This window comes from Haladaptatus sp. W1, assembly GCF_001723155.1.
GTDB classification, from domain to species: Archaea; Halobacteriota; Halobacteria; order Halobacteriales; family Haladaptataceae; genus Haladaptatus; species Haladaptatus paucihalophilus.
In genome coordinates this window covers 40,930-48,280 of record NZ_MEIH01000305.1, presented here as the reverse complement: position 1 = coordinate 48,280, position 7,351 = coordinate 40,930, and the positions used below count along the sequence as shown (strand labels likewise).

9 protein-coding genes are annotated in these 7,351 nt (G+C 58.0%); 4 read left to right on the top strand and 5 right to left on the bottom strand.

Going from position 1 to position 7,351, the window contains the following annotated elements; translation table 11 throughout:
• Nucleotides 1-411: 411 nt before the first annotated feature.
• The 3 genes from BG842_RS28950 to BG842_RS33170 all read right to left on the bottom strand — a co-directional run bounded on the left by BG842_RS28950 (nucleotide 412) and on the right by BG842_RS33170 (nucleotide 1,592).
• Nucleotides 412-639, bottom strand: coding sequence for a hypothetical protein (locus BG842_RS28950; RefSeq protein ID WP_139136140.1), 228 nt, complete (start codon nucleotides 637-639; stop codon nucleotides 412-414).
• Between the two features lie 528 nt (nucleotides 640-1,167).
• A complete protein-coding gene (locus BG842_RS28945) occupies nucleotides 1,168-1,332 on the bottom strand; it encodes a hypothetical protein (protein WP_139136139.1) in 165 nt (54 codons plus the stop codon).
• Entirely contained in the window at nucleotides 1,329-1,592 is a 264-nt protein-coding gene (locus BG842_RS33170; RefSeq protein WP_394327482.1) for a hypothetical protein, read from the bottom strand. The genes BG842_RS28945 and BG842_RS33170 overlap by 4 nt, the downstream gene beginning before the upstream one ends.
• A gap of 110 nt (nucleotides 1,593-1,702) precedes the next feature.
• Between BG842_RS33170 and BG842_RS29945 the strand changes: the two genes are divergently transcribed.
• The 3 genes from BG842_RS29945 to BG842_RS15545 all read left to right on the top strand — a co-directional run bounded on the left by BG842_RS29945 (nucleotide 1,703) and on the right by BG842_RS15545 (nucleotide 3,593).
• Nucleotides 1,703-1,867 carry a hypothetical protein gene (locus BG842_RS29945; RefSeq protein ID WP_175424169.1) on the top strand — a complete coding sequence of 55 codons (165 nt, stop codon included), beginning with the start codon at nucleotides 1,703-1,705 and terminating at the stop codon, nucleotides 1,865-1,867.
• A 181-nt stretch (nucleotides 1,868-2,048) separates the two neighbouring features.
• On the top strand, nucleotides 2,049-2,687 hold the full coding sequence (locus BG842_RS15550; RefSeq protein ID WP_069451451.1) for a hypothetical protein: 639 nt from the start codon (nucleotides 2,049-2,051) through the stop codon (nucleotides 2,685-2,687).
• 192 nt (nucleotides 2,688-2,879) lie between these two features.
• Complete coding sequence (locus BG842_RS15545) at nucleotides 2,880-3,593, top strand: DUF2270 domain-containing protein (protein WP_069451450.1); 714 nt, start codon at nucleotides 2,880-2,882, stop codon at nucleotides 3,591-3,593.
• A gap of 46 nt (nucleotides 3,594-3,639) precedes the next feature.
• Here the strand turns inward: BG842_RS15545 and BG842_RS31780 are convergent, their stop codons facing one another.
• Both BG842_RS31780 and BG842_RS15535 read right to left on the bottom strand, forming a co-directional pair.
• Entirely contained in the window at nucleotides 3,640-4,014 is a 375-nt protein-coding gene (locus BG842_RS31780) for a hypothetical protein (RefSeq protein WP_254663222.1), read from the bottom strand.
• Between the two features lie 5 nt (nucleotides 4,015-4,019).
• Nucleotides 4,020-6,395, bottom strand: a complete 2,376-nt coding sequence (locus tag BG842_RS15535) for an amino acid permease (protein WP_069451449.1) — start codon at nucleotides 6,393-6,395, stop codon at nucleotides 4,020-4,022.
• Nucleotides 6,396-6,792: 397 nt separating this feature from the next.
• Between BG842_RS15535 and BG842_RS15530 the strand changes: the two genes are divergently transcribed.
• The gene (locus BG842_RS15530) at nucleotides 6,793-7,299 is read left to right on the top strand and encodes an MOSC domain-containing protein (RefSeq protein ID WP_069451454.1); all 507 of its coding nucleotides are present in this window, start codon (nucleotides 6,793-6,795) and stop codon (nucleotides 7,297-7,299) included.
• Nucleotides 7,300-7,351 lie beyond the last annotated feature (52 nt).

Here is a 7,351-nt window from a genome sequence, read left to right as displayed (position 1 = left end):
TCGGTGATCCGGAGAGTGATTATGTTGATGACGAGAGCGAATTGCTCTATGCACGTACCAGCAAGGAATCCGAATGACTTCACTCGATCGAGAGCATACGCAGATCACATTCTGGTCGACTTCTTGTTTGAAGGTGCTCCCTCACACTAGATAGCGATCAGCCATACCAACGAATAACTGCTAAGGTAGAATCCAGATCATCCGACGTGCTTCCGCCTTCTTTTTGCGAGTCTCACCATCATCCGTAAACCTGTTCGAAATCTCATACGCTGTCCGCCATGGCCATCTACGCTCCTCCGCAATTTCACACGTCATATAGCGTTCGAGCGGTTTCATGACCGCAAGGACATCCGCTGGCTTCCGTTCCTGAACGAACTCGCCCCTTCTCCTCGCGCTCTCTCACATCCTCTATCAAGATTTTTTAAACCTGACCTCTGCAACATCCCGAACCGGTTCTGACCCATCTGACGTCGTGTAGTGTGGGTCACCACCTGGATGATCAAATTCCTCGTTACCATCGTCCTTATGGAGTACCGCAGTAAGCGTTTGGGTGCCCGTCTTAGACGGGGACACCGCTATCTTGAGTCCACCGTAGTGACCTTGTTCAAGATACTCAGAGTGACCGATGATATTCATCATCTGATGATCACCTTCGCCGCGCATATGGTCTTCATGTCGACCTTCATGGATTACGATCCACCCGCCTTCCGGAAGATCGGCCCGCGGAACTACGATGGTGGTCGGTTTATCTTCTTGGACGCGACTGGTCTGTTTATTGAACGTGATACGGGGAGTTCTGGAACGTGTCTCGCCGCTGCAAGCCGCTCCCGAGTGCAGTAGTTATTCCTCCTCCAAGGAGACCTATAACTGTTCGTCGTGGTAATTCGTACATTGAGGCGTAACCCTCTGGTACATCCGTCACAATACCCGCAATAAAGATATTGCATATATGATTTATTATTTATCTCTCAATACACTAATTATATTCGTTTAATAATGAATGGGTGTGTTGAGAAAGTCGGTCAGTCACCCTGCTTACCGGGAGATTTCCAGCTGAGGATGACGATTAGCGACTATCTCGAACGACTCTACGATCGAGTTGTGACAATACTAACAGCAGAGTTGGGACGTGATTTATCCGAAAAAGAACTACCAAGCTGTGGTTCTCTACTCCTTTGCGAGCTTCTCGTACGTTTCGGCATGCTCTTTCCGCTCAAGTGCCGCCATCTCACGCATTACTTCACGGCGTTCCTGTGCTGTCTCCGCTGCTTGCAGTTGCTTCCGGAGACGGGCACGCTCGGCCGCGAAGTCAGCTGCTGTGTCCGAGTTCATTCGATATCCACTGGTACCCGCTCGAACCCCATCGTCGAAAAGTCACTGTCGAAGGCAAACAGATGCTCTATCTCGTGCTCTCGAGCAAGCACGGCACTCGTCTGGTCAACAAAGGAAATCTGCTGGTCGCCATATCGTTTCGAACTCCTCACACGCCGCGTCAAACGTCGCCTTGCCCACCGGTAGGATGTTGAACGTCCTGATTGGCGAACCGTCGAAAGGGCCTCAACGGCCGCTGTGTGACCAATCTGGTACAACATTAACGTCGCAAACTCCGAAAGCACATACCGACTGGTAAACACTGGCCCATCGCCGACCCTCACATCGCACGCAAAGCCCAGGAGGCCGTCTCGACGAACTCATCGAGTGTATGGGGTGTAACCAAGGCTGTATTCAGCGCATCTACGACGGTGCGGCCTGCCGGTGTGTGCTGAATCCGGCGACGGGGTTCGAAGCCGAACTCGGCGTCGGGACGCTCACGAAAACGACCGATCCGAAGGACGTCTTCGTGGTCGGGGTGGCCCGGCCGGAATGAAGGCCGCGGAGGTCGCCGCCGTGTTGGTCATCAGGTTACCCTGTGTGAACGGGACGAGACGCTCGGGGGACAGGTTCGATTCGCGAAGGAGATTCCGAACAAGGCCGAGTTCGAGAAACCCATCCTCTGGCTCCGTGAAGCGCTTGACCGGGAGAACGTCGATGTCAGGACCGGCGTCGAGGTGACGACCGAGTTCGTCGAACGAGCGGCCCCGGACACGGTCATCGTAGCGACCGGGTCCTCACAGCCGACGTTCCCGCGGGGGTATCACGGCCTCGGAATTCGTGCCGAAGACGTTCCGGGATGGGACGATGCCCGAGTGATGACAAGCACACAGGTATTGTCAGAAGCGGTTGGTCCGAGTGGAACGACGTACGAGGACCCCGGAGACCGAGTTCTCGTTATCGATGACGGGGAGCACCACTGGAAGGGCGTTGGCACCGCGAAGTTCCTCGCTGAAGAAGGGCGGACGGTGCATTTCGCACAACCGGGAGGTGACCCGGGTGGTGAACTCACCGGCCCGACGAAGGCGAAACTTCATCGCGATCTCTTCGGGATGGAAAACCCGGTCGAACTGCATACGTTTGCAACCGTCGACCGCATCGACTGGCCGACGGTGACACTCCAAACACAAGGTAAAGCGGTCGAACTATCCGACCTCGACGGCATCGTTCTCGCGGGATTTCACCGGTCGAACGACGGCCTCGAAGCTGCACTGTCGGATGTGGTATCGGAGGTTCGCGTCGTCGGGGATGCGGTTGCCCCGAGAACCATCAAAGAGGCTATTCACGAAGGGGAACGGGCCGCTCGTGAACTCTGATTTACGGCCCGAACTCGTCCGGTAACCACTGAACGGGAAACTATCGGCTCCTGTTCGCGGTTCGCACGGCGGCGCTCGTTGCGGAAGAACTTGCTCCATACGCTCCCGAAAAGCAGGGAGTGCGCTGTTCAATACGTGGTACCCGTCATGCCTACCGAGCGATAGTTATCCGCGTATCTCCAACTCATTCGTATGGGGGACCGTGAAGACGAGGAGTTCGACCCGGAGCAACGTCATGCCCGTGAGGTGGCGACGAAGGCAGCAGAGGAGAGTTCCGATTTCCTCTCGTTGATGCCCCACTACTATCGGGGCGAAGTCTCACAGATGTCCACTCGGTTGGACCGCTTGGACCTCACTATCGACTGGGCGATTGCCGTTATCGTAGCGATGCTCGCGCTGTCATTCGAAAGTACGGATAGTCCACCCTATTTTCTGCTGATCGGGATGTTTGCGATGGTCATGTTCCTGCTGTTCGACGTTCGGCGGTATCGCACGTACGATGCGACCCGCTCGCGTGTGCGAATGATCGAAGAGAACATCTTCGCCAATGCGTTCGATCCGGAGGGCGCGGTACACCGTGACTGGCGAGAAAAGATCGGTGCGGACCTTCGGAAACCGACGGTGAAAGTGTCGCTACGGGAAGCGCTGTCTCGCCGATTGAAACGGATCTATTTTCCGCTGCTCACGGTTCTCCTCGTGGCGTGGCTCTTCCGCATTACCGTCTTCGTTCCGAACGAGAGTCCGCTCGCGACCGCTGCCGTCCCGGGAATTCCCGGTGTCGTCGTCATCGGTGGTGTCCTTTTCTTCTATTTGCTAACGGCAGTCGTGACGTTTTGGCCGACCACGCGCGAAGCGAAGGGAGAGTTCCACGGCGAAGAGGCCGGAGACTGGAAAGCAGAAAAATGAGGACCGTACACCCGGACGGATGATTTCGGGGAACTGGCCAAAACGGCTAGAGGAGGGCGATGAGAAGTCGGGTCGTTGCCGGTACGGTCGTATTCAGCACGCCCATGCCGAACCCGAGTCCCGTGAACACGGCGAGGAGCGATACCTCGTCCCGATACGTCGATACAGAACTCCCGAGGGCGGTCAAGCAGATGACCGTGACCGAAAAGAGACAGATAAAGAGGGCAACGAGGAACGCGAGAAGGTCGAACACGAAGTCGGACCGCACGCTCAAAAAGTGGTACGTGAGATGCACCGTCGAGAGCGAGACCATCGTTTCACCACCGAGTGAATAGAGGAAGAAAAGACCGGAGAACACGGTGATGCCGATTGCCCCCAGTCGAAACGTTCGTCGCAGTGTGCGTTCGAATACCGTCGACATGGGCGTCAGTCCGACCGAACCGGCGTGGCCGAATCTCGTTCCTGGTCTCGTCTGAACACTCGCCGGGTAAGCCGACCGAGTGGGGTCAACGCTTCACCGAGACGGCCGGTGATGCCGGTGGGTGTCGCATAGACGATGACCGGGACACCGACGGCGTCGGCCCGCTGAATGACTTGGTCGGGAGTCGACCCGAGGACCCATCGTTTGAGCAACCGCGTCCGGGACGCTCCGATGAACAACGGCCCTCCGTTCTCGGCGGCGACGTCGATCACTCCGTCGGCGACGCTTTCGGCCGTGACCTCGTGGCGCTCGATGGCGATATCGGGTGGCAGTTCATCGAGGGTTTCCTGCATCTCCTCCGGCGTCCCGTTGTTACCGGTCGGGGTGACGTTGATGACGTGAACCGTTGCGCCCGCTTTCCCGAGCGTTCCGACGAGCGAGAGCATCGATTCGTGGTGCGGACCGCCGCCCACACCGACGTTGATGGCGTCGAGTTCCTCCGAGCCCTCCATGTCGAAGTTCTGTGCGAATAGGACGTCACAGGGGGCGTTGTATTCGACCGACTCCGCGATTTCGTAGTGTTCCTCGGGATATCCCATCAGGATGAGGTCCACCTCGGTACTGCGAGCAGTCTCGTTGATATCGAACCCGACGTCCCGTGAGATGTGCCCGCCGACGGTATACTCCGCGTTCACGTCCACGGTCTCGAGTCGTTCCATGAGTCGGTCGGCTCGCTTTTCGGCGGTCTCCTGGACCATCTCATACGGCGTCTGATCTGGTATGTGTGTGACGTTGAGGACGTGGATGATGGGGTTTTCGGCGCGTGCGTTCGCCAGCTTCGCCGCCAATCGCACGTAGTCGGGGGCGCGATTGATGCGCGCCATCGGTACCAGTACGCGGTAGCGGTCTTCCGGTTCCTCTCCTGTCGCCTCCGTGTCAGTATCGAGTTCCGATAGCGTCCCTTCTTCCGCTTGATTGTCCCCGGTCGTTCCGAGCGGTTGCGTTTGTTGTTCGACGGCGTGTCGGACCAGTTCGTCCACGTTGGGTGCGCCGCCCCAGACGAGATACGCAGCGATGAACAGCAGTTCGACGGCGACGCCGACCGCGATTCCCGTCGGCGGCAACTTCGCGATGAGCGCGAGATTGGCGACGATTCCCAACACGGGCAACCACGGCGAGAACGGGACCCGGATGGGCCGTTCGAGGTCGGGGAATCGACGCCGAGAGGCGATGAGCGCGACGTTGACGACCGCCAACGGGGCGAGCAGGTTCAGGTTCGCAAATCCGGTCAGCGCGTTGAGACCGAGGTGAAGCGGGCCGACTCCGCCCTCGCTGGGAAACAGCGTAATGAAGGCGACGATGAGGGCCGAAATGACTCCCGTCGTCGTTATCACGCTCCAGAACGGGGTGGCGTACGTCGGATGAATGCGGCTAAACCGTCGGGGTGCCTGACCTTGTTTCCCCATTAACGAACCGATACCCGACGCCGCCAGGATGGAGGCGTTCGACGCCGATACCATGCTGAAGATGGCACCGGCGACGATGAGCCACTTTCCGAACGAACCCAGGAACGCCGCGGCGACCTTTCCCATGGCGGTTTCGCCCTGCCGAGCGACTACCTCCGCGGGAATCGGCGAATTGACCATGGCGACGATGACGAAGATGTAGAGGACCGTCACCGTGAGAATACTCGCCGCGATTGCTTTGGGGACCGTCTTTCGCGGTTCGATGATTTCGCCCGCACTGGCGGCGATGGCGGAGAAGCCGAAGAACGTGATGAACGCGACTGCGGCGACGGAGACGATGCCGCCGACGTCGGTCTGAAAACCGGTCGCGAACTCCCCGACTGCTTGCGTAGGCCCGGCAAATCCGAAGGCACCGGCGACGAACACCACCAAAACGGCCACCTTCGCGCTCGTTACGAGCACCTGAAACGTGCCGCTCTCCTCGGTTCCCTTCGAGTTGAGGTAGCCGAGGAGAATTGCGGTGAGAACGGCGATACCGCCGTGTGGAATCGGTATGCCGTGGGGAATGATGAACTGGTGAAACCACTCGCCCATGGTGGCGAGGTAGAACGCTGTGGTCGCGCAATATCCGAGAAACAACGATGAACCGATGGCGAATAGCAATCGGTCCTCCTCGAACGTGCGCGAGGAAAACAGATACCCACCGCCGTTTTCGCTGTAGATGGAGGCGAACTCCGAGTAGGTGTACGCCGTGATACTTGCGATGACCGCCGCGATAACGAACGAGATAATCGCGCTGCTCCCCACCGCCGCCACCGCCGTCCCAGACAGTGAGAAGATACCGGCGGCAATCATGGTCCCGAGTCCGAGCGCGAACGCAACCTTGAATCCGAGTGTACGGGTATGCTCGACCATTTTACGTGGGGCCAGTGCTACTCAGATCCGAGCTATCCGGATACGTGGTTCGCTCGTTATCGCGATTCAATTCGCTTATGTCATCAGAAGAGATGCGTCGAAGCGATTCGTACTTTTCAGGGGGTCCGGTATCGTTTTCCGAGCACCATCGTATCATAATAATTCCTTCCAACAGAATGTGGTATTTGAGCATTATACTCGGTGGGGCTGCATATTCAAGCTGTAATTTGACTGTCCGGGAATCAGCTCCAGGATTTCCAGTGAGTGTCCCGGAATTCTCTCGGGAACCCTCCTGCATAGGTGCTCGAATCGGGTGGTCGAAAACACCGCTTCGGACATCACGTCGAAGAATCGAATCCGAGGAGTCGTTATCCGTGTTCGAGACGAAAGGACGGGTATGGCACAGATTACGGACCTCTTCATCACAGGGGCCGGGTCCGAACCGATGCAGTCGGTCACGGAGGTACACGCGGTCGCCGACAGGGGACTCCGGGGCGACCGATATTTCAACGGAACGGGCTACTACTCCCCCTACGACGTCTGTCAGGTCACGTTGATAGCGAACGAAGCAATCGACGAAATCGACCGGGAGTTCGGCCTTGATCTGACGGCTGGCGAGCATCGACGCAACGTCGTCACGGACGGTATCGACGTGCACGACCTCCTAAAGCACCGCTTTCGAGTCGGTGACGCGCTGTTGGAGGGGACGAGACCGCGGCCGCCCTGTGCGCACGTCGAACAACTTAACGAACAGGAGGGCGTCGCCCGAGCGCTCAAAGACGGCCGCGGTGGAATCTGTGCGGATGTGGTCGAATCCGGACGCATCGGCGTCGGCGATTCGATTTCCGACATCGAGGCGATGGACAAGACGGCGAGCATCATCGAGCGACTCCGGTCGAAGTAGTCGGCGAACCCTCACCACGTCGTCGGCCCGGACGGAAACGGACGGTACCACT